The sequence below is a fragment of the Microcoleus sp. B3-A4 genome, assembly GCF_036705385.1.
Taxonomy (GTDB): domain Bacteria; phylum Cyanobacteriota; class Cyanobacteriia; order Cyanobacteriales; family Microcoleaceae; genus Microcoleus.
Genome location: NZ_JAUBUI010000007.1, coordinates 92,364 through 113,739, shown reverse-complemented (window position 1 = coordinate 113,739; position 21,376 = coordinate 92,364). Strand labels below are relative to the sequence as shown.

Annotated in this window: 24 protein-coding genes; 11 read left to right on the top strand and 13 right to left on the bottom strand. The window is 43.9% G+C overall.

Going from position 1 to position 21,376, the window contains the following annotated elements; genetic code table 11:
* Positions 1 to 53: 53 nt before the first annotated feature.
* Positions 54 to 419 (bottom strand): hypothetical protein, encoded by a 366-nt coding sequence (locus QUB33_RS05975; protein ID WP_333348525.1) that lies wholly within the window; start codon positions 417 to 419, stop codon positions 54 to 56.
* A 119-nt stretch (positions 420 to 538) separates the two neighbouring features.
* Positions 539 to 937 (bottom strand): hypothetical protein, encoded by a 399-nt coding sequence (locus QUB33_RS05970; protein WP_333348523.1) that lies wholly within the window; start codon positions 935 to 937, stop codon positions 539 to 541.
* Between the two features lie 119 nt (positions 938 to 1,056).
* Between QUB33_RS05970 and QUB33_RS05965 the strand changes: the two genes are divergently transcribed.
* A complete protein-coding gene (locus tag QUB33_RS05965) occupies positions 1,057 to 1,278 on the top strand; it encodes a hypothetical protein (RefSeq protein ID WP_333348521.1) in 222 nt (73 codons plus the stop codon).
* Positions 1,279 to 1,410: 132 nt separating this feature from the next.
* Complete coding sequence (locus tag QUB33_RS05960; protein ID WP_333348519.1) at positions 1,411 to 2,592, top strand: thymidylate synthase; 1,182 nt, start codon at positions 1,411 to 1,413, stop codon at positions 2,590 to 2,592.
* A 26-nt stretch (positions 2,593 to 2,618) separates the two neighbouring features.
* Here QUB33_RS05960 and QUB33_RS05955 read toward each other — a convergent pair whose 3' ends face one another.
* From QUB33_RS05955 to QUB33_RS05935, 5 genes are all read right to left on the bottom strand, one after another.
* Positions 2,619 to 3,065: a hypothetical protein gene (locus QUB33_RS05955; RefSeq protein WP_333348517.1), complete on the bottom strand. Its 447-nt coding sequence runs from the start codon at positions 3,063 to 3,065 to the stop codon at positions 2,619 to 2,621.
* A gap of 148 nt (positions 3,066 to 3,213) precedes the next feature.
* Positions 3,214 to 3,561, bottom strand: a complete 348-nt coding sequence (locus QUB33_RS05950; RefSeq protein WP_333348515.1) for a hypothetical protein — start codon at positions 3,559 to 3,561, stop codon at positions 3,214 to 3,216.
* Between the two features lie 88 nt (positions 3,562 to 3,649).
* Positions 3,650 to 4,390, bottom strand: a complete 741-nt coding sequence (locus tag QUB33_RS05945; RefSeq protein ID WP_333348513.1) for a hypothetical protein — start codon at positions 4,388 to 4,390, stop codon at positions 3,650 to 3,652.
* Positions 4,391 to 4,444: 54 nt separating this feature from the next.
* The gene (locus QUB33_RS05940) at positions 4,445 to 4,861 is read right to left on the bottom strand and encodes a hypothetical protein (RefSeq protein WP_333348511.1); all 417 of its coding nucleotides are present in this window, start codon (positions 4,859 to 4,861) and stop codon (positions 4,445 to 4,447) included.
* Between the two features lie 63 nt (positions 4,862 to 4,924).
* A complete protein-coding gene (locus QUB33_RS05935) occupies positions 4,925 to 5,323 on the bottom strand; it encodes a hypothetical protein (protein WP_333348509.1) in 399 nt (132 codons plus the stop codon).
* Between the two features lie 68 nt (positions 5,324 to 5,391).
* On the opposite strand from QUB33_RS05935, the gene QUB33_RS05930 reads away from it, so the two are divergent.
* The gene (locus tag QUB33_RS05930; protein ID WP_333348507.1) at positions 5,392 to 6,216 is read left to right on the top strand and encodes a DNA cytosine methyltransferase; all 825 of its coding nucleotides are present in this window, start codon (positions 5,392 to 5,394) and stop codon (positions 6,214 to 6,216) included.
* 16 nt (positions 6,217 to 6,232) lie between these two features.
* Positions 6,233 to 6,544: a hypothetical protein gene (locus QUB33_RS05925; RefSeq protein ID WP_333348505.1), complete on the top strand. Its 312-nt coding sequence runs from the start codon at positions 6,233 to 6,235 to the stop codon at positions 6,542 to 6,544.
* A 7-nt stretch (positions 6,545 to 6,551) separates the two neighbouring features.
* Here the strand turns inward: QUB33_RS05925 and QUB33_RS05920 are convergent, their stop codons facing one another.
* On the bottom strand, positions 6,552 to 7,133 hold the full coding sequence (locus QUB33_RS05920) for an HNH endonuclease signature motif containing protein (RefSeq protein WP_333348503.1): 582 nt from the start codon (positions 7,131 to 7,133) through the stop codon (positions 6,552 to 6,554).
* A 95-nt stretch (positions 7,134 to 7,228) separates the two neighbouring features.
* Here QUB33_RS05920 and QUB33_RS05915 point away from each other — a divergent pair, with 95 nt between their 5' ends.
* Positions 7,229 to 7,855 carry a hypothetical protein gene (locus tag QUB33_RS05915; RefSeq protein ID WP_333348501.1) on the top strand — a complete coding sequence of 209 codons (627 nt, stop codon included), beginning with the start codon at positions 7,229 to 7,231 and terminating at the stop codon, positions 7,853 to 7,855.
* Here QUB33_RS05915 and QUB33_RS05910 read toward each other — a convergent pair.
* Complete coding sequence (locus QUB33_RS05910; RefSeq protein WP_333348499.1) at positions 7,846 to 8,391, bottom strand: hypothetical protein; 546 nt, start codon at positions 8,389 to 8,391, stop codon at positions 7,846 to 7,848. The genes QUB33_RS05915 and QUB33_RS05910 overlap by 10 nt on opposite strands.
* 90 nt (positions 8,392 to 8,481) lie before the next feature.
* On the opposite strand from QUB33_RS05910, the gene QUB33_RS05905 reads away from it, so the two are divergent.
* From QUB33_RS05905 to QUB33_RS05890, 4 genes are all read left to right on the top strand, one after another.
* The gene (locus QUB33_RS05905) at positions 8,482 to 8,901 is read left to right on the top strand and encodes an RNase H family protein (protein WP_333348497.1); all 420 of its coding nucleotides are present in this window, start codon (positions 8,482 to 8,484) and stop codon (positions 8,899 to 8,901) included.
* A gap of 101 nt (positions 8,902 to 9,002) precedes the next feature.
* Positions 9,003 to 10,484 carry a hypothetical protein gene (locus QUB33_RS05900; protein ID WP_333348494.1) on the top strand — a complete coding sequence of 494 codons (1,482 nt, stop codon included), beginning with the start codon at positions 9,003 to 9,005 and terminating at the stop codon, positions 10,482 to 10,484.
* A 4-nt stretch (positions 10,485 to 10,488) separates the two neighbouring features.
* Complete coding sequence (locus tag QUB33_RS05895; RefSeq protein ID WP_333348492.1) at positions 10,489 to 13,200, top strand: hypothetical protein; 2,712 nt, start codon at positions 10,489 to 10,491, stop codon at positions 13,198 to 13,200.
* Positions 13,201 to 13,236: 36 nt separating this feature from the next.
* Entirely contained in the window at positions 13,237 to 13,827 is a 591-nt protein-coding gene (locus tag QUB33_RS05890; protein WP_333348490.1) for an HU family DNA-binding protein, read from the top strand.
* A 70-nt stretch (positions 13,828 to 13,897) separates the two neighbouring features.
* Here the strand turns inward: QUB33_RS05890 and QUB33_RS05885 are convergent, their stop codons facing one another.
* From QUB33_RS05885 to QUB33_RS05870, 4 genes are all read right to left on the bottom strand, one after another.
* A complete protein-coding gene (locus tag QUB33_RS05885) occupies positions 13,898 to 14,740 on the bottom strand; it encodes an ATP-dependent DNA ligase (protein ID WP_333348488.1) in 843 nt (280 codons plus the stop codon).
* Positions 14,741 to 14,753: 13 nt separating this feature from the next.
* Positions 14,754 to 15,581 (bottom strand): hypothetical protein, encoded by an 828-nt coding sequence (locus tag QUB33_RS05880; protein ID WP_333348485.1) that lies wholly within the window; start codon positions 15,579 to 15,581, stop codon positions 14,754 to 14,756.
* Between the two features lie 85 nt (positions 15,582 to 15,666).
* On the bottom strand, positions 15,667 to 18,780 hold the full coding sequence (locus tag QUB33_RS05875; protein WP_333348483.1) for a hypothetical protein: 3,114 nt from the start codon (positions 18,778 to 18,780) through the stop codon (positions 15,667 to 15,669).
* A gap of 103 nt (positions 18,781 to 18,883) precedes the next feature.
* On the bottom strand, positions 18,884 to 19,432 hold the full coding sequence (locus QUB33_RS05870) for a hypothetical protein (protein ID WP_333235648.1): 549 nt from the start codon (positions 19,430 to 19,432) through the stop codon (positions 18,884 to 18,886).
* A 657-nt stretch (positions 19,433 to 20,089) separates the two neighbouring features.
* Here QUB33_RS05870 and QUB33_RS05865 point away from each other — a divergent pair.
* On the top strand, positions 20,090 to 20,671 hold the full coding sequence (locus QUB33_RS05865; RefSeq protein WP_333348482.1) for a serine acetyltransferase: 582 nt from the start codon (positions 20,090 to 20,092) through the stop codon (positions 20,669 to 20,671).
* A complete protein-coding gene (locus tag QUB33_RS05860; RefSeq protein WP_333348480.1) occupies positions 20,664 to 21,320 on the top strand; it encodes an acyltransferase in 657 nt (218 codons plus the stop codon). The genes QUB33_RS05865 and QUB33_RS05860 overlap by 8 nt, the downstream gene beginning before the upstream one ends.
* The last annotated feature ends 56 nt before the right edge of the window (positions 21,321 to 21,376 follow it).

Genomic DNA, 21,376 nt, shown 5'->3' with positions numbered 1-21,376 from the left:
GTTTATGTTAGTTTCTCCTCACTCAATTACTGAGGAGAAACTAAAACAGTTAGCTACTTTTGCTTACAACGAATTACTTCAGCAACAAACTCAGGACTTAAGCCACGTACTTTAATTTCAAACGGGAAATCTTTAATCCGCTTGGCTTTTCTGGCTTCTCCTTCTTTCTTGATTGTGTAACCGCCAACTTTAGCTACAACGGCTAGATATTTAGTAGCCTCAGTTGTCGATTTTACACCTATGTACGTGATGAAAGATTCAAATCCTGAAGCAGCATCCGGCATTTCTTCCCAATTGAATTGATTATTGGTTGTGCCGACAATCGTGATTCGATCGCTCAATCTTACTACCACGTAACTTCCGTGTGGTGATGTTTCGATAAGTTCACCTTCAACACCTGCAAAATTTACTTTTTCCATGACTAAGATTCCTTACTAACTAACTCAACACTTCATAGCGAAGCAAAACACTAACAATCTTAGTAACAGTTTTCAATTCCGTTTCTGTGATTGTTAGTGTTTCTGATGTTTGTTTCTAGCTAAGTAGAATGAGGATAAGGATGAGGATGAGGATGAGGATGAGGAAAATGTTGTAAAGTATGTAGAAGATATTCAGGTGGCAGCCCGATCGCTCTCACCTGGTAGGAATAGCCACGGACAAGTTTTGCAGAAGAGACATCCTGATTGGGAGTTCCGCCAGCTTCGATAATTTTGGCTTTGATAAGTTCAGCTTCATCATAGGTATGCGCCCCTACATACAAGACAAATTTGTCTGAGAGAAAACCTTTCAGATTGTCCGTTGTTTCATCCCAAGTAAATCGCCTTGTGTAAACACCCTTGACAGCGAGTCGATCGGATAGCAGGAAAATAAAACAGCCGTGGTGTGGAGATAACACTAAAACCTCAGTTTGAATTCCACCAAAATTGATTCTTTCCATTGTGAGAATTTCATCATTAAGTAATCAATACTTTACAGCGAAGCAATGGGAATATTGCATTTGCATTGAGCTAAAAACTGAGTTATTCTATTGGTATTGAGTTAATCATATTTTAGTCAATGGTTGAGAAAGAAATGTTTAAATATGTACCGCTGTACAAACCAAATCAACTAATCTTAGGAAATGAACAAACGGCAGTAGTTAGCGGATGGGTAGATAAAAGTGCGATCGGGAAAAAGGTAGAGTCAAACCAATTTGCTGTAATTGGGCAGTTATATTCGTCGATAAGTGGAATCAACTTTTTAATCAGAAACTTACTGTACAATCCTCACGTTAGGTAGCTGGTAATTGTAAATGCTACAAAGCAAGATGAGAATTCAGGTGCAGTAAGATGCTTAAGAGAGTTTTTTCGTAAAGGTTTTAAAAAAGGGAAGAGTGCGACGGGGAAAGAATGTTGGGTAATAAATTCTGCGGTGCCAGGATATATTGATAAAGAAATTCCCGAAAAAGTGTTGCAGCAACTACGAGAGTCGATCGAGTGTAAGGAAGCAATCAGTATTCTTGAGGCAGTAACACTGATCAAAGAATTTTCTAAGTTACCGATCGAACCCTGGGGCGAAGCTGTAACCTTTCCGCTGATCGAAACCATACCAACAGTTCTGCCAGGTCAGCGCTACGGACACAGAATCGAAGGAAAGACGATTGCCGAAACATGGGTAAAAATGATCCACCGCATCAAGACGACGGGTGTGCTGCGACCAACTGGCTACGATGGTCAATGGCAAGAGCTGATAGATTTGATGGCTGTGGTGACGGATGAACCTGCTGATTTCTTCTTCCCGCAGCCGAATTATCTACCGCTCGACAGAGAATTTCTGTCCGAGTACATACCTCAGATGCTTGAAGATGCCCCTTACAGAGAAGGCATTAAATATAGCTACGGTCAAAGAATGCGATCGTGGTTCGGACGCGATCAAGTCGAGCAAGTGATCTATAAACTCATCAAGGAAATCGACGCGGCCAGTGGGGTAATCAACCTTTGGGATTCCGGTAACGGCAACCTATCTGCTAGACCTGACGGATCTTCTGACCATGAGCATGAGGGCAGTCCGTGCTTGAATCACATTTGGCTGCGTGTTGTGGATAAGGAAATATCGCTGACTGGTACGTTCCGCAGTAATGATGTGTTTGGAGCATGGCCGGCAAATGCTATGGGATTGCGCGCCCTACAGCAACATATTCGAGATGAAATTGCTAGGCGATGTGCTACGCACCCGCAAGCTACGAACTATGATTTGAAAATGGGCCCGTTAATCACGTTGAGTCAGTCAGCTCATTTGTACGATAATACTTGGGAAAGTGCTGATCAACTAATTGCTAACCAATATGCCCAAATTTGCAAGAACAAGGATTATTCTGATCCAGCAGGTACTTTCTTAATTGAACTTGTCAATGGTCAAATAGAAGTTTTGCAACAGAGTCCGATCGGTGAAACTGTTACCAAATATTCTGGCTCCAACCCGCTTCAGTTAGCGACAGAAATATGTAACGCCTGTCCTGCTATACAACCCTTACATATTAGCTATCTGGCGATCGAACTCCAAAAAGCTTCTGAGTGTTTGAAGGCAAATCATCACTACATTCAAGATAAATAATTCCTACTTATCTTGAATGTAGACTTTTACATCACAGCATACAACTCTTCCCTTTCTAGTTCTAATTCTTCTAGTTCTAGTTCTTCTAGTTCGGTGTCTGTGTCTGTGTCTGTGTCTATTTCTGTTCTGACAAGGGGAGATGGAACAAAGGATTTATAACGGGCTTCATGTTGCAGTCTGTGGTCTGTAGCAATTTCTTGGAAAACCTGTTTGATATACTTGATGCGTAGATGTTTAAGATTGATTACACCGTGCGAATGCGCTTGCCAGATTCCTTTCTGATGCAGATACAGACACATATAGAAACCGTAAGCTGGAAGAATTAAGGCGGGACATTTGATGCCTGTGAGGTAAGGTTGAAATTCCTTCACTGGTTCTCCTAACTTCTCTTTGCTGCCTTTATTTATTAGCCAGAAATCGGCATCTGGATAATTGGTTTTTACAATCCAGGTAAATAATGATGGGTTTTCCATACTTCGTTTTGGGAGTAACATCATCTCCCCAAAACGAAGTATTTTTATTTCTCTTTCTCTTTCTTCACTTCACTTCTCACCTGTACCTGTAGCGGACATGACGGTCACATGAGCATGACATGACCGTCACATGAGCATGACTTAAAAGTTAGACAGCCCGATCGAATTCCCAGGATAAAAGTTTTTCGTCAGTTGCTTGTTCAGTTTCGACAATATAATCAAAATATTGAGCAACAGTAACTGAAGGGACGATCGACTTAACTGTAGCTACCCCGCAGACGGTCAAATAAACGCTACCTACCTGGATGCGATCGCCGTTCTGACATAACGGGAGCTGGCACGAGAAAGAATATTCCTTCCTACCATCTACGCAAACATAGACACCGCCTCGCCAAACCAAATTCTGGCTAGCTGGCAAATCAAACTGAGACTGGTGTGGATGGCAAATCGGCGCAACTACCTTCTTTCCTGTTGCTGTAACTGTAACTAAACTCATGTCAAAACTCCTTCACGGGTAGAACGTGGGCAAAACTCACGTCCTTACCGCAAAGCGTTTTAACTGTTAATCTCAGCCTCAGCTATTCTTACTTACAGATTAAGTCTGTTCCTGAATCTGTTTCTGTTTCTGTTACTGTTTTTGTTACGGTAACAGTTTCTATAACTGTTTCTGTAACTGTTGTTGAAGGTGAAGAATGTTTCCAGGGAGCAAAGATATCGGTATCCTGAAAAAGCTCTTGAGGACTGATGGTAGAGTTAGGACGCTTCAGGATGCCTTTATCTCGGTAGAATAACTGCTCATCCAAGGCGTAGGCAACAAGTTCGCTGCAAATCCATTTATCAGGATGATTAAGCAGATTGCCTAACAGTTCCTCCAACTTTCCAGTCAGCAGTCGATCGAGCATCCGTCCAGGGAAAGTTCCTGAGAGTCCTTGGGTCAAGATTGCGCCGAAATCGTATTGTTTGCCGACTTCGAGACTGGCTTTGTGTGCGATCGCATAACCTACGGCATCGTTGAAAAATATGGGTTTGCGGAAGAAGATTTGACAGTTAGGATCATTGAAGTATTTGCTTAATGTGCAAACTTTGACTGTGTTATTTGCCATATCTGCTTCGATACATTGATCCTCGCCAGCGACAATCAAGGTATGAGTTACATGGATATCGCTTATCATATCCCAGCCCGTAAAATAAGCGATGCCGATCGATGTTACGTCCGCTCCTTTGTTGAGAAATCCTATGTACCCAGTTTTATAGTTCTCTCCATACTTGGGCGCTATGTCTGTTACTTTCAATGCTGATTTATCGGGAGATTCTGTTTCTAACATTAGGGTTATACTCTAACTAAATAGCTAGAGTATAACAGTTTTCTCTTTCTTCTATCACTGTTCTATCACTGGATAGGCTGACCAATACCACTCTAGAAAACGCTTAATGAACTGAGCTGTGGGTAAGTCGTAATGGCTGACATACCAAAGGAATAAAGGCTCATCTCTAACTTTTTCACAGAACCGGATAATGTGTCTATTAACTGTTTGAGTTTCAATTTTATTCCACAGAATTTGGCGTTTTTCTTCTGCCGTGCTACCTTCAAAGAACGTTGCTATGTTAGTTAATTCTTTGCTCTGTTTTCTTGACCAAGTAAATAATGCAACGTTTTTGCCTTCATAACCAACACAGTAATGACCTTTGAGAAGGTCTTTGTCAACAGGTTTGCCGTTTCGATCGAAATAGGTTTTCTCGCGTCTATTGACATCGTAGGGAAAAAGGCTGATGGAATTGATGTGAATTTCTGACATAATTCTGCTTGATAAACTGCGTATAGGTCACTTTCTTATCGCAAAGCGACCTTACCCGTAACCTCAACTACCTCCAATTCTGATTATTTTAGTTTTCTTTCCAGTTCGATCGATATTCTCTTTAGTTCCCCGACTGTTGCCATCCCAGAGAGCCAAACCGTAATCGCAAATTGAGCACATTGCTATATCTCGATTGACATAGCTTCCTGCAACTCCCACCGTTTCATATCCTGTGGTGTTTCTCGGTTTTGCGTTACCGTCCCACAAAGCAAAGTAAACCTTAACGTTGAGGTAATTCGATCGACGTAGATATTCTTGGACTAGCTTGTCTACGCCTCCCGCCTCACCAACAATTATGGAAAAGTTTAGCTGCATTATTCGATCGATTGATGGTAATCCAGCACTGATATCTTTGATAGAACGACTGCCAGAAATCATTACAATTTTAGTCAGATTAGTCATAGTTGTTGGTTAATAACTGCTTCCCAAACACGAAGTGAAAGTGATAAAATTAAAATAAAGTCACTAACATGAAACTAGAATGCGTTGATTTATTTGCCGGAATAGGAGCTTGGGAACTAGGCAGTAGTTTAGTTAACAAAAACTCTCAGATTAAATTAGAGACGATCGAATTCGTAGAAAACAATCCTTACTCCCAACAAGTTCTTAGAACGCACTTCCCAGGAATCCCAATCCATTCCGATATCTGTAACTACCTACCAATCAAAAATAAAGCCGATGTCTTTTTCGTCTCATTCCCCTGCCGAGGCACATCAAGAGCCGGAACCAAAACCGGACTCGTTCATGTTGAATCAAGTTTATGGTTCCAAGCACTCCGCTGCATCATACTCGGTAGACCAAGTTTTGTTTTGGTGGAAAATCCAGCAGGACTCATCGATCGAGGGCTACGAACAATCCTTGCCGGATTCAGAATGGCTCATTATCAAACAGAAGTTGAAGTTATCAGCGCGTCGGAGTGCGGTGCGCCACACGAGAGACAAAGAGTGTTTGTCATTGCCCACACCAACAACCTTGGCATTGAGCAACGGCAAGGGTGGGAGGGCTGGACAAAACACCTTAGAAACCAAATTGAAATTGCAAAATCGTTTACCAGCTACCCAGAAGCTGAATCCCGAACTCTGCCTTTGGATGCTCGGAATCCCGACTACCTGGCTGGATTGCATTATGACCACTGGTGGAGAATGAATCCCCCGCCAGCAGAACCGGGAGTAGAGCGCAGAACTCCCGGTAGGGCAGAAGCAATCAACTTAGCAGGTCTGTCGATCTGCGTCCCCCAAGCTACTGTGCCCTTAATGCGTCTCCAGTTCCTCGCTTCTTTACTTCCTCAACATTAGTAATTGTTGCAAAGAGATGAGCAATGTAGAAGAGCAAATCCGTTTGTACCGTCAAGGGCTGTCTTATTCCCAGATAGCCAAACATACCAACACGACAGCAGCAATGGTACAGCGCAGCATCAGAGCCTGGAATCTACATCCTAAGCAAGTAGAACCAGTTACTCAATCTGTTGAAGAAATTCAAGCTCTGAGAGAACGCATTCGTAGCTTGCGGGGCGGAACGCCATCGCTCAGAGCCGAAGGTCTATCAATGAAGGCCATCGGTCGGCAAGTCGGCATTGAAGAAATTCTAGTTTATCGACATCTGCAAATTCTGGGATTGCTTTAGTAACAGATTAGTCAAATAAACTCAATTGTTCCCATTCTAAAGATTTCTGTCTGTTACCGTTTCTGTTATTGTTTCTGTTATTGTTTTTGTTTCGATCGGTGCTGGTGTTACTAAAACTGCTATTAGCAACACAATTAACGTGTTTCCAGATATTGTTTTGTTTGATGTATCCGATCGTTCGTCGAGAAACCTCAAATAATATACTGATTCTTTCAACCGTTAAGTTAGTTTCAAGTAGCAAAGCTTTGATTTGAAACACTTCTTTTTCGGTTAGTTTAGACTGAGGGTTTTTAGAACCTTTATTAGAGCGTCCTTTTTCTACCATATCTCTCATATTTTCTTTATGAGTGCCGAGGAATAAATGCTCAGGATTTACACAAGATGGGTTATCGCATTTATGACATACGAATATACCTTCAGGAATTTCCCCCTTGTATAGTTGAAAACTTACACGAGAAGCATTTATCCTCTTCTTGTTCAAACTAATTTTAGGATAACCCTTGTCATTACACCACAAATCTGTTAGCCAGCAATTATCTTTGCTAATAACGTGTTTTTCAAAGCGTTTTTTAATGGTACGATCGCTCATAAGTAACCTTAACTTTAGATTCAGAATCATGAAAACAAAAAACGAAAAACAAAATCAAAAGCAAAAACAAAAACAAACGAAATTTGTTTCTGGACATGAATTGTGGTCGTAGGCTGATTGTGCGATGTTTTATTGCCCAGTTAGACGGTATCGACGGTCATGCTGTTTACTTAGCTATCGATGCGCTACGCGCCCGCAAGCTACGAAACAAGGAAGTAGAACTGAGAGTAGTATCTATTCATTCCCATGTAGTAGAAGCGTGGAGTGTAGCCGTTTCTGCCAGAAGAATTCTAGAAAATAGCAGTTACAGTTATAAACACAGCAACGAAATCATTGTTAAGACTTTCGTAGCTGCATTGGTTGCAGATTACTGTAATCATTCTTCAGATTCTGTACTGGATAAAGTCGAAGCTCCTAGAAAGTGGAAAACTTTTAGCACTAAATCCAAACATCCTGACTTTGCTAATGGGGTTTTTGTCATCGGTACATCAGCAACTGAAATTTTAATGCTGGAAGAAGAACCTAAAAAACCAATTCTGGCGAATACCTACCTAATGTCTGCTTACATTGCTGATTTCATGAACCAGAACCAGCTTGATTCTCTACTTATGGCGGATATCAATCGCTTAGTCCGTGAAGCCCAGATAGCTTTTTCTTCAACCAAACATCAGATTTTCTGTTCTTTGACCGCTTCTGAACTTCTTAAATGGGCTTATAGATAATCCATTGCCATCACTCGATCGAACTCTTTGACGACATAATTCATAAACTTTGGGTTTCGATCGAACAACTTGGAAAATCTCTCAGGCAGACTACTAAACCCTTGTCGCACCAATTCTTCTACCATGAAAAACACAGCGTACCCGAAGTAATAAAGCTTAGGGGATATATCACCTTCTGGTGTTAGACCTTCTGTTGATATGTACGATTTTCCATTCCGATCGACATACTGAACCAGATAGATCGTTCCGCCACTTTCCAGCTCTAATGATTCTCTGTTATTTTCAGTCAAACGTCCATTAGGTCGATCGAGTTTGAAATCCTGATACATTGCTTTCGCTAAGTAGTTCATTTGCTCCAACCGCGTAGTTAGTCTCAGATTTTCTGCTTGTACCCTCAAACTTTCTATTATCAGTTCCGTATTGTAACTTGTTAACTCACTATTCTGCGTCAACAAGTCAGAATTCTCAATCAACAATTCTGAATTAACCACGACTAAACGCGCATTTTCTTTCAACAAATCTGTGTTATCTGACATAAAAACTCTCAATCATTTGTTATATTATAGCAAGAATTAAGGGTTCAGGTAGCTTCGCTTTTAGCTTTTGATGTTCATTTTATTAAGTCAATGACAGCAACAGTAACTGAAACAAAAAGTGTGGTTAATATTCATTGTGATGGTGCTTGTGCAGGAAATCCGGGACCCGGTGGTTGGGCTGCATTACTCACTATTCCAGGGAAAACTAAGAAGAAAATGATTAGTGGTAAAGCTGATGCAACCACTACTAACAATCGCATGGAACTGACAGCAGCGATCGAAGGGTTGACAGCTCTCAAGAAGTCATGCAAAGTTACCCTGTTTTCCGATTCTACTTACGTCGTCCATACTATGACGAAAAACTGGAAGCGTAATGTTAATCAAGATTTGTGGAAAAAAGTTGATGAATTAGTAAAAGTTCACGAGGTGACATGGATCTGGCTACCCCGAAACTCCACTCCTGAACTGACTGAGTGCGATCGAGTATCGAGAGAGGAAAGTTTAAAGTAATCCAATTCTTGAAGCATAATTTTCCTAATCTGAAGGCAGTAGTAGGCATTAACAGTGTGATTTGAACTACAATATTGGTTATCCTTAAAATCACAATTCTTATGCCTACTACTGATGCAATAACCGATGTCTGGGCAAACTTTCAATCGTTGACAGGGGTTAGTGAAGTCAAAAAGATAATGGATGCTCCCCAGCAATGGCTGATGGAACAACCACTAACTCAAGGATTATTAGCTCATCCAGGCGGAAAAGCTATCCTGAGTTGGCTTCAGTCATCACAAAATGTCTTGGCATTCCCTATGTTGATAGGTCAATGCGGAACCGCATTTCTGGAAACATCCCACGGTATAAACAGAGCTTACAACAGCAAACTTTATGACAATTTAGCGGGTGCTGGTGAAAGAGCGTTGGCTGCACTAACTTCTACCAGTACAGAGAAAGGTATCTATGGCGATGTCATAAATGCTTTTAACAGCAGCTTAAATTTGCCAGAACTGTCCAAAACAGGAGTAAAAATTGATTACGCGATGGATGAGGCTTGGTCATCAATCAATCAAAAAAAGCTTCAAATGCAGGAAGAAGCCAGAAGATTAAGAGATCAATATTACCGGGAATTACAGGATCAGCGTTTGAGATTGGATGAAAGAAGAAGAACCAGAGCTAGATACAACAATGTGGCTAGAAGTTTGGTTGCTATGGGTGACGCACCTATTCCTTCTCCTAGAATTGTAAGAACTCCTCCCACAGGAACAATCACAGATACAGGAACTGGAGGTGGAACAGTAACAGCTCATACCAATTATGAGATCAACTCAATTTATAACGATCGAATCTTGTCAATCCGAAGTATCAAAGTAAATGCCAGCGCTTTGATTATTGTCCCAGTCGTAGCACCGATCGTTGCTGTTAGCGGTGCTTTGGCGACTGTAGGGATTACCGCAGGCATAATTTCCAGCATAGCAAGCTGGTTTTTGACCAATTGTATGAATCTGATTGGAATGCCAGCCAGTTTAATTTCAGCGCTTACTCATTCTGTCACTTCGATCGTACTCAAAGTTTCGGGCAGCGCTGGAGCTCAAGCACTAAGATTCTTTGCTGCTTCTGCCTTGAAAGCTAACGAAGCTTTGTTGATGACTGTTTTTGGTACGACGAATATGAATGTTACTGCCTGGATGTTTCTGTTAGCAATGGCTGGTCCAATTTTAATCGTTTCAATTATTATCATTTTAGCCATGCGGAATAAAACTGCCTTAGCGAAAACTCTCTACGTTTTTGGAGATTTAGCTGATAATCCCAACCGATTTAATCTGAGAGTAGCTTCCATGTACGATACTAATGCGATCGAGATATTGGAACAATTCAAAGCCTCCGCTAGAGATATGCGAAACAATGCCAAACTTGCTATGAGCCAAATTATAGGACTCGGGGTAGATCCAAAAAATGAATTTGCTATTTGCTATAATTTAACCAATCCTGATAATCCCATTCAAGTTACTGGACAAGAAGAAATTCTAGCATTATTAGGGGCAGACAAAGTTGCTAGAATAGCAACAGGTAGACTCAACTTTATGGACTTTATTTAATCAGATGCCAACAAACTATGAACTTACCTATGACTGGTACGGCGCAGACGAAACACTGGCAAAAGTAGCAACAACTGCTGTTTGGTCAGTGTGGGACTGTGTTGCAAAACAGTGGTCAAATACTCCCAAAGTTACTTTGCGAAATACCCTGCTTTCAGGGTTACACAAAGATGTTGGGAAAGATAGATTTTGTATTGGCGAAATCCCAGAAGATACCAAAAATGCTGCATTATTAAATCCATTTGTTGTTGATGTAACCGATCGATATCAATTGGATTTAGCAAGCAACTCTCGCAATCATGGTAGGTTTACATTCAATTTAGCTCCGATCGGCAAAGATTATTATGGAGATGCAACGACGGAACAATGGAAACGAATTATTTATGGCAGTATTATGCACACTGGATGCAAACACTTAATTGGACGAGAATTCAATTATGTGATTGTTGATGATACTCGGCGTGATGCTCAAGGAAATCCCCAAGATGATCCAACAAATCGTAGACACTGGAACAGCGGAGACAGTCACGCCAAAGCTTCCAGAGAATTTATGGAGATTCTTGGTGCAGGAACAGTAGAGTTTGACCCTAATGAAATTGATGCTGATGTTCCTATTCAATTTCGGATAGCATCATTTAAACAATGGGTAGCAAAAGGGACGATCGCCTATAATCCTCTGTTAGATGAGTCAGGCTATGATTTGGTGATTCCCTGGAGTTCGCTCAAAGGCAAAAAACCAGCACTCGGAAACTATAACGGTAAATTGTTGTGCGGGCTGGTATTTGAAGCAGAAACACGCACAGCAAAAGCGGGCTGGATGCTATTTCAATGGTTTAAATTTGAAACCCTGGAAGAAGATAGAATTATTACCCGGCTTCGAGCAAAATGTGAAAAACTAGCAGCAGCTACTAACTCGATTCAAGCTTTGGCGACAGAGTTGAGAATCCATCAAGTAGAAGCAGAGCAAGAGCGCGAACAAGGCGATAGTATTCAGTCCGAAGCTGAATATGTTAACACCGCAATGGAAATTATCAAATATGACATAAAAGGCAGACTGTTACTCCATCCCTATATCACAGGCAAGGTAGCAGAAAGACTTCGCGCAGTTTGGCTCAACTTAGCCAAAGCAGCCGGAGTTCGTTTCTGGTCACTGATGTCTCAACCTGATGAGTATTTCCAAAAGTACGAAAGCACGGATGAAAACAACGTAACCACTTTTACGGAAAAAGTTTTCTGTGCACCGGGGATGGACGAAGGCGAGTACATCGTTTTCTGTAACCCGATGCGCCACTGGGGAGATTGTCAACTCTGGATCAACCGTCATGAAGGCACTTATGCCAGAGGTCATGGATTGATGGCAGCTTCGACAAAACTCATGCTGAATTTGGGCAGAGACTTTGACGGCGATTTTGTTCAGCTCATTGCTTCTTACGAGTATCAAGCTCTGAGAGATGCGATCGACAACTTTGCTACACCTCCCTCCGTTGACAAGCTTCCGAAAATGGCGCTGACCGGAACTTTGCAACAAGTCGCGATTAACAGCATGAATGACAGCACCGGGATTGTGGCTTCACTTCTCGGTCGGGCGCGGGGTGCGGGAGCTGAAGGAATAGTCCTGATGATTCCTCCCGGTGGGATGCAGACCGCTCCCAAAGAAATGGCAATTATCGACTTCCTCAGTCAGGAATTGCAAATCGCTGTGGATTCGCTCAAATCGGCATATCCTAACAACGACAAGGGTTTGCAAGCTGTTACCGAATATCTCAATACTCTGGGAGACGCGGCTAAAATCCCTTGGCTCAAAGATTTTAAAGATGATGCGGTTTATGTAACCCGAGCTTGTGGAGTTGCCCCGGATTCGATCGATACTATCTCCCGCCTGGTCAGAGTGGTTAACAGCTACTGGCGACCAGCTCAACTGGAAACCAACATCAACATCAACTCCTTTGAAAATGCACTCTTTGTGGGTGTTGTAGTCGATCAAAAGCAGTTAGATTTTGCTTTTGAGCAACGCAAAGGATACGCGGACGAGATGAAGGTTGCGATCGAATGGAAAAAGCAAAACGATGGTGACACTACCAAAATCCGTGAGGTATCGGCAAAATATCAAGCTCTCAAAAACTCTGCTCTTGAACAATTAGCCGATCCCAACGGCGAGGCTTTCAGCGCAAAAAGTTGGGCTGCTGCTTACTGGAGAGCAGTTCATACCCATGCTACTGATTTAAGTACCGGGTCATTAGTCTTCAACTTATTCAGGGACGAAATCGTGACAGATTTGCAAGATAATCCCGACACCTTACCTTATTTCAATGCCTACAACGTTCACAAGCAAGAACCCAATGTGTGGAGTAAAGGTGAATGGAAAGGGCAAAATGTTCTGATTCGGATTGTTCAGCGAATGAAGCCTGCTGCGGGAGAAGTGGCAGCACGGATGGAACTTGGCGTTGATATGAGCTTCCCTGAAAGTACCAGAAATGTCGGGTACTTTCCGCTTGGATGGATACCGAAAGAGTACCAAAGTAAAGTTGCGATCGGTGAAACTCGCGAGATGCGCTGTTATACCAACGGCAAATATATGGAGGAAAGTGGACAGATAATCACGAAAACAGTTCGGCTCTATAATCGAACGCTCTCTCAAGAACAGATCGACTTCTTAGAAGGCAAGTTCCCAGCAGGACTTTATACCCCTGAAGATTTTGGTCTACCACCAAATTAATCATTTGATGGTGCATAATTAAAATATTCATTAGTCTTGTCGAGCACATTAGTTATGTCTGCCTTAACTGACCACGTAAAAGCTTCAACTGGATTTTCTGAAAGTACCGTTAACGCGGTATGGGATTCAGCAGTAGCCTTCATGTCGCTCACTCTCCGCAACGGTGAAAAACTACCGTTGGAAGGGTTAGGGATTTTGAAAGCTACCGATCGCGCTGCGCGTGAAGGGCGCAACCCACGAACTGGAGAACCTACTACTTTTAAGGCTTCTCGCAGACCTAAGCTCACTTTCAGCAAATCCTTTTTGACTTTAGTTCAGCCAGATCCAAGCCAACCACAGCCCTCCGCTGCTGCTGAATCTACTGCTCAATCTGTCGCTGCTGTTGCTCCTGTTGCTCAAGCTGGAACAATTCAACCTCCTCCTATTCCTGCCGAACTGCTAGAGCAAAAGACCCAAAGTTTTTCTCAGCAAATCTGGCAAATCAAAGCCCCTGATGGCTCGTTCGTTGAAGTACCAACAAATGAGTTACTAGGTTGGGGAGTTACCGCTAACACCCCGGTTTACTCGCCAACTACTGGCTGGATATTAGCGAGGAAAGCTCCAGAGCTGGTTGGAGTCGTCAAATAGTTTTGAGTCAGACACAAAAAAGCTTGAGTAGATGTACACTACTCAAGCTTTTTTGTGGCTCTATTTTGGCTCAGACAAATGCCGAAAATATTGGATGCCGTAAAGAACCTGTAGCAGTAACGCCGAGATAAACGACTTCAACTGTTCTGCCTAAATAATCAGCTTGGTTAGCCCAGATTGTCGATCGCTCCAAGTCAGTAAATCCTGTTCCCACTTTACTATTGATGGTTCGACCGTCAATCATTCCCCGAATCAGTACGTTACCCAGAGACTTTAGATATTTGCCACTACCTTTGGTAAAGCCAATCACCGTAAAATTGTTCTTTACAAAGTTTTTGACTTTTAGGAGATTGTTCGATCGAACCCCAGCGTAGACAGAGTTTGGATTCCGCAGCATTATGCCTTCGTCTGAGAGTCCAGAGCTTTTTATCAACTCAGCTTCAGCTTGGATTACCAAAGCATTATTTTGAATCAGTTTTTGATGGACGTAGCTAATTTTTCCCATTGCCGGGAAGATTTGCTTGAGTTGATCTACTTCATGAACTGTCTGCATCGTTCGGAATTGATTGAACCCGATCGCAAATATCCGAAACTGAACTCTCTGTTTATTTGCTACTACAGCTTCTACAGTTTTTCTGCTGCGGACAATTCCTGAGATAACATCAAAAGGAGTTTCAGGGATATATAACTCACCATCTATAAAAGACAGATTATTAGTCGATCGGATACTCTCACACATTTCCTCAATCTCAGTCAGTCCTGAATATCGAGTCAATCCCGATCGGCTTCTCAATCCACTGGTCATATTTTCATATAAGCAACGGACTCCATCGAGTTTAGGGCTGCTAAACCATTCTGTTACGCCATAGTTTTTTGTTGGGCTGTAAGTATTGGCTAATTGTGGCAACATCATTCAAACTTTTTCCTTAAACGAATCGACCCAAAGCAGGGGTTCGTAAATTCCCTGTAGCACTTAGCCCCATATAAACGATTTGGACTTGTTTACCCATATAGGAATCTCTATTCATCCAGAGATCCTGTTCCTCTTCATCGTTTAAGCCGTAAACACGAGTAATTTTATTAACTCCATTCACCATGCCTTCAACTGACATATAACTTACGAAATTTACTACAGGATTTTGAGTAAATCCAACAACAGTAAAGATTCCGCTTGTTATAGCCTTCACTTTCAAATAGTTGTCAGATCGCACTTCTGAATAAACTGAATCAGGATTTCTTAGAAATATTTCATCAGAAACACCAGAATTCACTATCTTCGTATATTCGTCAAGAACGCCGAGCGGTGTACTGCGAATCAATTCTTGAGGTATAAAACTCACCATTCCCATTGATGGGATGTTTTGTCGCATCAAAGTAATCATTTGATGCCCTGTCAGATTAGGATTTGTTGTTTCAACAACAGCAGAAACTCTAAACTCGATACCAAACTTATCAGCAAGGTCATAGTTGGTTCGATCGCGTACCAATACCGTAAGTTCATCCAGTGTTTTGCCGGCAATAAATAACTCACCATCCATAAAGGAGAGATTGTTAGCATCACAGATACCTTGACAAGCTAACTCAAGCCGATCGATACCAACGAATCGCGTAGTCAAAGTCTGGCTTCTTAATCCCTTTATTGCACCAAATCTGTGATAAACACACCTAATTCCGTTGAGCTTAGGACTGCTAAACCAGAAACCTGTAGGATATTCCTTTGCGGGACTGTAAGTGTTTGGTAATTGTGGAAGCATTTTAATTTTTGTGGTAATTGAAGAGTTTAGCTTCACAGCCCTGCTTTATCAGAAAACAGAGCTATGAAACTACAGAACGATGAAATTAGTTAACCGCCATGATGAAATTGCTGACGCATCGGATTTGTTCGTTCACGATTTTGTCAAACATAAGAGCAATCTCTCGGTTATTTGGTTGGAATCTCATCAATCCCCATTGACCAGTAGCAGCAATTGTTAAGTCAGGCTTGAAAATCAGTGCTGTGGAATGGAACCAGGTGTTAAAGACAGTAGCTGGCATATTTCCACAGATAATCATGCCGGAAATGTTGGCGTATTGGATAAGCACATCTACGTTAAGTCGAACTAATTTGCCACAGGTTTGATAGGTTACATTGCCTGTTACGTTCCACGACAAAGGCAAAGAAATTGGCGCTGACCAAACAATATCTGCTGTTCCCGCTGGTCCAGTTGCTCCCGTGTCACCTTTCGCACCTGTCGGACCAACAGGGCCAGCAACACCTTGAATTCCTTGAGAACCAGTGGCTCCCGCTGCGCCAGTAGCTCCTTGAGGGCCAGTCGCACCAGTTGCACCCACAAGACCTCTAGGACCGATCGCACCAGTGGCACCAGTCGCACCAGTTGCACCCGCAGCGCCAGCAATTCCTTGCGCTCCTGTGTCACCTTTGATTCCTTGAGCACCAGTCGCACCAGTTGCGCCAATATCACCTTTAGGACCGATCGCACCAGTTGCACCAGCGACACCTGGATTTCCTTGCGCTCCAGTTGCACCAATCGCACCAGTTGCACCTTGCGCTCCAGTTGCACCTGGTGAACCAGTATCACCTTTCAAACCTTGAGGCCCTTGTACTCCAGCGGGACCAGTTGCACCTTGAATTCCGGCAGCGCCAGTTGAACCAGTTGGGCCGATCGCTCCAGTGTCACCTTTAGCTCCCGGAAGTCCTTGCAAACCTTGATCGCCTTGTTTAGCTCCCAAAGTCCAGAACATCGACGGCGGTGGATTATTCAAACTCGGGCCGGTGGCAATATAACTGCTTCCGTTATAGGCAACAGCATCAAACATGGCGTATTGGAATGTTGGGCTCCAATTTCCACGCCAAATCAAGCCGGGTCGTCCTTGAGGACCTTGTGGCCCTGTTCCACCTTGTGGCCCTATTGCACCAGCCGGCCCCATTTGACCAGTCGGGCCGATATCACCCGGTGTGCCTTGAATCCCTTGCTCTCCACGTTCACCAGGACTGCCGGGATTACCTTGCAAACCTTGCGAACCCATATCGCCGGGAATTCCTTGATCACCGCGATCGCCTTTTTGACCTGCGGGGCCGGTTAAGCCGATCGAACCTGTAGCGCCAGTAGCGCCCATATCGCCAGCAATTCCTTGATCACCTCGATCGCCTTTTTGACCTTGCGGGCCGGTCAAACCGGTCGGACCAGTCGCGCCCATGTCGCCGGGAATTCCTTGATCGCCACGATCGCCTTTAGAACCTTGCGGGCCAGTCAAACCGATCGGACCAACAGGGCCGAGATCGCCAGCGATACCTTGATCGCCCCGATCACCTTTAGAACCTTGAGGGCCGGTTAGACCGATCGGGCCCGTTGCGCCAGCTTCACCAACTAAACCTTGATCACCGCGATCGCCTTTAGCACCCTGCGGGCCGGTTAAACCTTGATCACCAGCAGGGCCGACTGTGCCGGGAATGCCTTGATCACCTCGATCGCCTTTTATGCCGGGAGCGCCTTGCGGGCCGGTTAAACCTGCCGGGCCGGTTGCGCCAATATCACCGGGAATTCCTTGATCGCCACGTTCACCTTGAATTCCGGGACTGCCTTGTGGGCCGGTTAAGCCTGGATTTCCTTGAGAGCCAGTAGCGCCAACTAGACCTTGATCGCCTCGATCGCCTTTCTCACCGGGAACGCCAGGGATGCCTGGATTACCAATATCGCCTTTCTCGCCTTGCGGGCCGGCAATCCCAGGCTGACCCTGTAAACCTTCAGCACCAGTTGCACCGGGAGTTCCCGGTAAACCACGTTCGCCCGGTTCACCTTGAATGCCTGGATTTCCTTGAGGCCCTGGACTACCAGCCGGGCCCGTCAAACCTTGAATTCCTTGAATTCCTTGATTGCCTGGTTCGCCTTTTTCACCGGCTACACCGGGAGAACCTGCTACGCCTTCAACACCGGGATTTCCTTGATCACCTTTCGGGCCGATCGGACCGATCGCACCAGTCGCCCCAGCAGCACCGGCAATTCCTTGATCGCCTTTCTGACCTGGTGCTCCTGTTTCACCAGACGGCCCGATCGCACCTGCTGCACCGGGTTGACCATCCGCGCCGGGATTTCCTGGATCACCTTTAATACCTTGCGGGCCGGCAGCACCTGCAGGACCGATCGCACCGGGTGTACCTGGAGCACCGGGCATACCATCTGCACCATTAGCACCAGGATTTCCCTGAATTCCCTGAATTCCTTGAGCGCCAGGACTACCAGCAGCTCCAGTTGCTCCTTGAGCGCCTGTTGCGCCGGGAGTTCCTGGCTGACCAACATCACCGCGATCGCCTTTTTCGCCGGGAACGCCTTGAGGTCCGATCGGACCAGCCGGGCCGGTTAAGCCGATCGGACCTTGTGGCCCAACGATTGCCGGCTCTGGAGGAATAAGAGAAACCTCACGAGAAGCGGTCGCAACAACACTCGTGCCAACCATCAAATCAGCGCGTAGAGTTCCATTTTGTGTGATAGCTGTCTCGAATGGAACCCAAGGAGATTCTTTGATAATTGAGCCGTTGAGAGTGAAGCGGACAAAAGAGTTGGTTGGCGGATATTCTACATCAGCAACTACTACAGTTTGCCCTGAATAAAGAATAGGATTTCGTAGCGCAATTGTTGGAGTATTTAGCTTAACTTCAAAATTTATTTGAGCGGTCGATCGAACTGTGACAGGAGCTGTTCCAGTAATATCCTCAACTTCAATTAAATGATTCCCCGCAGTATTAATTGTAATACTCATCCCAAATTGATATTGAGGCGCAGCCGTCGTGCCGACATTGGTTGCTGTGGCGTCTGTGCCGACAACTGTACCGTTTAGTTTAAATCGAACGTCAGTATTTGTGTTACTGTCTGCGATCGCAGTAACAGGTAAGGAATAAGGCAAAGAGTTTACTTGAATACTTGGCTGATTTGGGGCGGTGATTCTAATTGCCATGATTATTTATTTAATTTGTGAATACACGAGAATTAATCTCTTCTCTGTAGTCACTACCAGAGAAGAGATTAAAAACAAGAGAGAGAAAGAACTTTGGCGCTTATCAGGTTTGAATCAGCAGAGCCTGAGCCAGGATAACTTCTGATTCCACTGATTCTCCAGCAATCATCAGAGTGGTGTAAGCATCAGGGCTTGTGTTGTCACCGTCATCGTCGTGAACCATGATGACTTTAGTATTTTGCAACTGAGTGAATGTTTGGTAAAGCTCAGTTAGATATTCAACCTGTTCGATCGGCATCAAAATGCTAAATACTGTCTCTGGTAAAACAGGCTCTTCCATCGCCAAACTTTGGGTTGCCATCCCTACTAACTCTGTCAAAGAGTTTCTGATCAAAGGTTGAAACAGCTCATCTAAAGTTTTGTATTCAATGCGTCGTGTCGCCGGAGCTTTGTAACTAGGAGCGAGGGGATTCATCGCCTTGATTGCAGCTCTCCGCATTGAAGCATCTCTGCTGAGGATTGCTGCTTCATCCAAGGGCAGTTTAGCTCTTTTAATTGAAAGCGGTGAATCGCTTTCAGATTGGGGCCAAAAGTTGTAGTCAGCGAGTGTTGCCCGCAGCATTTTTGTTGCGAATCCTGCTGTTATTGTCATGGTGGTAATCGAGCTTGGTATCGAGCTATAAATTATTTTTTTAGTATATCATCTCAATTTTATTTCTCTTTTTGACGGCAAAAACTTGACCTTTGTTTACAAATAAGATAGGAACAAAAAATAAATTTGACTAAGGGGGTTCTGACCAGAAAACGGCAATAACAAATATAGAATCAGCAAAAAATCAGCAAGCTACAGAATTATTGTTTAAAAATGTTGTTTTAGTATTTGCACTGTTTTGAGTATCAAAAAACTATGCTTTTTCAAAATTGCTTACCCATTTATCACTTTTTCTGTCACCTAAGAAAACAATTTAACCATTTTCTGTAGCGGGTCAACAAAATAGTAAGCTAAACACACAACAAACTTGAGCATAAGAAAAACCAGTAGCGAACTGGTGCAACGCTATTAGTCGCTAGAAAGTGCAGGAAATTTCAGGAGATAGGCTTGAATTTCTTGATTTTAAGCCAATCAAAGGAATTGACCATATATAGCAATCCTAAATCATTTGTGAATTTCTTACTCCCGAGCAAGCGGGTTCAGGGAGGGTTGGGGTGGGGTAAAAAATTTACGACTCCTGCAAGGATTGCTATAGACCCATTAATATCGTCGGCATCTAACAATAGAGTAAACAAGAAATAGTGTGAATTAGAGCTTATGGTAACTGAGCAAAACTTAATCACAAGTGAAAATGAAGTAGAAGACCCCGGCCTGGGACTGTGGCAGCAAATTAAAGAAGACTGGATTGCTCATGGTCGAGATTGGACAAAACCGGGATTTCGCGCCGTAGCAGTTCAACGCTTCGGTGTCTGGAGAATGAAAGTTGAACCCAAGCTGCTACGGGCTCCCTTGAGCATTCTTTATCGATCGCTGTACCGAAAAGTCCGCAATACTTACGGGATAGACTTGCCTTACACTGTGAAGCTCGGTCGTCGCGTCGTGATTGAACATCAAAACGCTATTATTATTCACGGATATTGTAAAATTGGCGACGATTGCATTATCCGCCAAGGTGTAACGTTGGGAAACCGCTATTTGGACAAACCGCTAGAATCCCCTCAATTGGGCGATCGGGTTAACGTCGGCGCTGGTGCAAAAATCCTCGGAGAAGTAAACTTGGGAGATGACGTAAATATCGGTGCCAATGCTGTAGTTTTATCAGACATTCCAGCCGGTCAAACTGCTGTTGGTATTCCTGCCAAGATTCTTCAATCTACCAAAAACCAGGAAAATGCTTAGATCAACATTGCAAAAAATTATCCGCCATCTTGCCATGCGTTACGGCAAGTTCCGTGGCCTTTACATCCAATTCTGTAATCCCTGTGCCAAAGAATACACAGAATTTCTCCGCCGCCACGGCAACTTGTACGCGATCGGCGAAAATTGCAGCATCTGGCCAAATACCGTCTTTGGAGATCCCGCCTACGTCCGCATCGGCAACAATGTTCACTTCTCATCTTGTACCGTGCTCGGCCACGATGGCTCGATCGCCATGCTTGACCGGGCTTACAACGTTAAACTAGATGCCGTAGGCAAGATAGACATCCGGGACAACGTATTTATCGGCTTAAATGCGATCGTCCTTCGCAACGTCACTATCGGCCCAAATGCGATCGTCGCCGCCGGTGCCGTCGTCACCAAAGATGTCGCCGAGGGCGATATAGTGGCCGGCGTCCCCGCCAGACCGATAGGCCGCGTCGAAGACTTAGTGAAAAAATTGCAAGCCGAAACTCAAAGCCTGCCCTGGGCCGATTTGATTAACAGCCGCGAGGGCAGCTTCGACCCCGAAATTGAGCCCGAGCTCGTAAAGTTACGAGTGTCCCACTTCTACGGCAACACATCCACTCCAACTGTGGCCCAATTCCAGCAATCTCCCTACCCAAGTTAGAGATTCTTCTTAAGATAAATTCCACTATAGCAATCCTAAATGAGTCGTAAATTTTT

Bases quoted from the DNA above. Each gene is read 5' to 3' on its own strand.
- QUB33_RS05975 (WP_333348525.1), bottom strand. From the start codon at position 419: ATGGAAAAAGTAAATTTTGCAGGTGTTGAAGGTGAACTTATCGAAACA.
- QUB33_RS05970 (WP_333348523.1), bottom strand. From the start codon at position 937: ATGGAAAGAATCAATTTTGGTGGAATTCAAACTGAGGTTTTAGTGTTA.
- QUB33_RS05965 (WP_333348521.1), top strand. From the start codon at position 1,057: ATGGTTGAGAAAGAAATGTTTAAATATGTACCGCTGTACAAACCAAAT.
- QUB33_RS05955 (WP_333348517.1), bottom strand. From the start codon at position 3,065: ATGGAAAACCCATCATTATTTACCTGGATTGTAAAAACCAATTATCCA.
- QUB33_RS05950 (WP_333348515.1), bottom strand. From the start codon at position 3,561: ATGAGTTTAGTTACAGTTACAGCAACAGGAAAGAAGGTAGTTGCGCCG.
- QUB33_RS05945 (WP_333348513.1), bottom strand. From the start codon at position 4,390: ATGTTAGAAACAGAATCTCCCGATAAATCAGCATTGAAAGTAACAGAC.
- QUB33_RS05940 (WP_333348511.1), bottom strand. From the start codon at position 4,861: ATGTCAGAAATTCACATCAATTCCATCAGCCTTTTTCCCTACGATGTC.
- QUB33_RS05935 (WP_333348509.1), bottom strand. From the start codon at position 5,323: ATGACTAATCTGACTAAAATTGTAATGATTTCTGGCAGTCGTTCTATC.
- QUB33_RS05930 (WP_333348507.1), top strand. From the start codon at position 5,392: ATGAAACTAGAATGCGTTGATTTATTTGCCGGAATAGGAGCTTGGGAA.
- QUB33_RS05925 (WP_333348505.1), top strand. From the start codon at position 6,233: ATGAGCAATGTAGAAGAGCAAATCCGTTTGTACCGTCAAGGGCTGTCT.
- QUB33_RS05920 (WP_333348503.1), bottom strand. From the start codon at position 7,133: ATGAGCGATCGTACCATTAAAAAACGCTTTGAAAAACACGTTATTAGC.
- QUB33_RS05915 (WP_333348501.1), top strand. From the start codon at position 7,229: ATGAATTGTGGTCGTAGGCTGATTGTGCGATGTTTTATTGCCCAGTTA.
- QUB33_RS05910 (WP_333348499.1), bottom strand. From the start codon at position 8,391: ATGTCAGATAACACAGATTTGTTGAAAGAAAATGCGCGTTTAGTCGTG.
- QUB33_RS05905 (WP_333348497.1), top strand. From the start codon at position 8,482: ATGACAGCAACAGTAACTGAAACAAAAAGTGTGGTTAATATTCATTGT.
- QUB33_RS05900 (WP_333348494.1), top strand. From the start codon at position 9,003: ATGCCTACTACTGATGCAATAACCGATGTCTGGGCAAACTTTCAATCG.
- QUB33_RS05895 (WP_333348492.1), top strand. From the start codon at position 10,489: ATGCCAACAAACTATGAACTTACCTATGACTGGTACGGCGCAGACGAA.
- QUB33_RS05885 (WP_333348488.1), bottom strand. From the start codon at position 14,740: ATGATGTTGCCACAATTAGCCAATACTTACAGCCCAACAAAAAACTAT.
- QUB33_RS05880 (WP_333348485.1), bottom strand. From the start codon at position 15,581: ATGCTTCCACAATTACCAAACACTTACAGTCCCGCAAAGGAATATCCT.
- QUB33_RS05875 (WP_333348483.1), bottom strand. From the start codon at position 18,780: ATGGCAATTAGAATCACCGCCCCAAATCAGCCAAGTATTCAAGTAAAC.
- QUB33_RS05870 (WP_333235648.1), bottom strand. From the start codon at position 19,432: ATGACAATAACAGCAGGATTCGCAACAAAAATGCTGCGGGCAACACTC.
- QUB33_RS05865 (WP_333348482.1), top strand. From the start codon at position 20,090: ATGGTAACTGAGCAAAACTTAATCACAAGTGAAAATGAAGTAGAAGAC.
- QUB33_RS05860 (WP_333348480.1), top strand. From the start codon at position 20,664: ATGCTTAGATCAACATTGCAAAAAATTATCCGCCATCTTGCCATGCGT.